This is a genomic window from Rickettsia sp. Tenjiku01 (genome assembly GCF_001653015.1).
Classification (GTDB): domain Bacteria; phylum Pseudomonadota; class Alphaproteobacteria; order Rickettsiales; family Rickettsiaceae; genus Rickettsia; species Rickettsia rickettsii.
This window is the reverse complement of record NZ_BCMR01000002.1, coordinates 1-1,353: the sequence shown is the minus strand read 5'-3', so window position 1 is coordinate 1,353 and position 1,353 is coordinate 1. Positions and strand designations below refer to the sequence as shown.

Below are 1,353 nucleotides of genomic sequence, written 5' to 3'. Positions count from 1 at the left end.
TTAAAGCCGTATTTATATCAGGTACGTTTCTAATACCGAATGCTATAGTATAATAATCAAAACTATCATCCGGAAATGGTAGTGCTTCAGCACTTGCTACAATAAATTTAAGATTTTGAAATAAATTCAGATCTATTGCTTTTTTCTTAGCTTGCTTTAACATTTCTTCATTAATATCACTTAAAGTTAAAGAGATATTATTAACTCTATCTCTTGCTTTGTTAGCAAGTTTTAGAGCAATATCACCGCTACCACTAGCAACATCTAATATATGAGAGTTAAGATTTGGAATTTGCCTAATAAATTCATCTTTCCATAAGCGATGTAATCCCAAACTCATTAAGTCATTCATTAAATCATACTTATCAGCGACATTAGAAAAAACGTTATTTACTAAACCTTGTTTTTTAGTGTAGTCTACTTTTTTAAAGCCAAAATTTGTTTGGTTCATAGTTTTTTATTATAAATATTAGTATCAAATGCCGGAACTTCCTGAAGTAGAAACTCTTAAAAACTCTCTAAAAAATAAGCTAATCGGGCTTATTATAGAAAATGTAGAGTTAAAAAGAGATAATTTACGTTATAAGCTATCCCCGCTTTTAGCTACAGAAATCTTAAATACTAATATACTGGATGTTAGGCGTCGTGCAAAATATTTAATTATAGATTTTAATAATGATTATTCTTTAATAGTTCATCTAGGCATGAGCGGCAGATTTACTCTGCAATCTGCTAATTATAAAACTCAAAAACACGATCATGTGATTTTTGATTTAAGTAACAGTGAAAAGTTAATTTTCAACGATACTAGACGATTCGGTATGATTTATAGTTTTAAGACTGATCTCTTAGAAAAAGAATTTTTTAATGATTTAGGCATAGAGCCTTTTTCTGATTTATTGACGTTAGAATATCTAAAAGATAAGCTACAAACTAAAAAAATACCAATAAAAAACTTGATTATGGATAATAGAGTTATAGTCGGAGTCGGTAATATCTATGCTTCCGAAAGTCTGCATTTAGCTAGAATTCATCCGGATAAATCAGGTAGCGATTTAAGGGATGATGAAATAAAAAATTTAATTAAAGCGATTAGAGATGTGTTAACTAAAGCTATAACTGCCGGCGGTACTACTCTTAAAGATTTTGTAAACGGCAATAACAAACCTGGTTATTTTACTAAGCAACTTAAGGTTTACGGTAGAGAGGGACAAAGTTGTTTAAGCTGCTCTAGCACTATTATCAAGATAAAGCATTCAGGCAGAAGTACTTTTTATTGTAAAACTTGCCAATATAGTTAATTCACTTGACATATTTTTTAAAACTATTTATAAAGCTCTTTATTATTTAATT

At 29.2% G+C, this 1,353-nt stretch carries 2 protein-coding genes; one reads left to right on the top strand and one right to left on the bottom strand.

The window, feature by feature from the left end; translation table 11 throughout:
• The coding region (locus TENJIKU01_RS00400; RefSeq protein WP_153019841.1) for a class I SAM-dependent methyltransferase at positions 1 to 451 on the bottom strand (451 nt) is incomplete at its 3' end.
• A 28-nt stretch (positions 452 to 479) separates the two neighbouring features.
• Here TENJIKU01_RS00400 and mutM point away from each other — a divergent pair.
• The gene (gene mutM, locus TENJIKU01_RS00395) at positions 480 to 1,301 is read left to right on the top strand and encodes a bifunctional DNA-formamidopyrimidine glycosylase/DNA-(apurinic or apyrimidinic site) lyase (protein ID WP_064428781.1); all 822 of its coding nucleotides are present in this window, start codon (positions 480 to 482) and stop codon (positions 1,299 to 1,301) included.
• Positions 1,302 to 1,353: the final 52 nt, after the last annotated feature.

What these genes read in the sequence shown, in the direction of transcription:
- mutM (WP_064428781.1), top strand. Translation starts at nt 480, where the DNA reads ATGCCGGAACTTCCTGAAGTAGAAACTCTTAAAAACTCTCTAAAAAAT.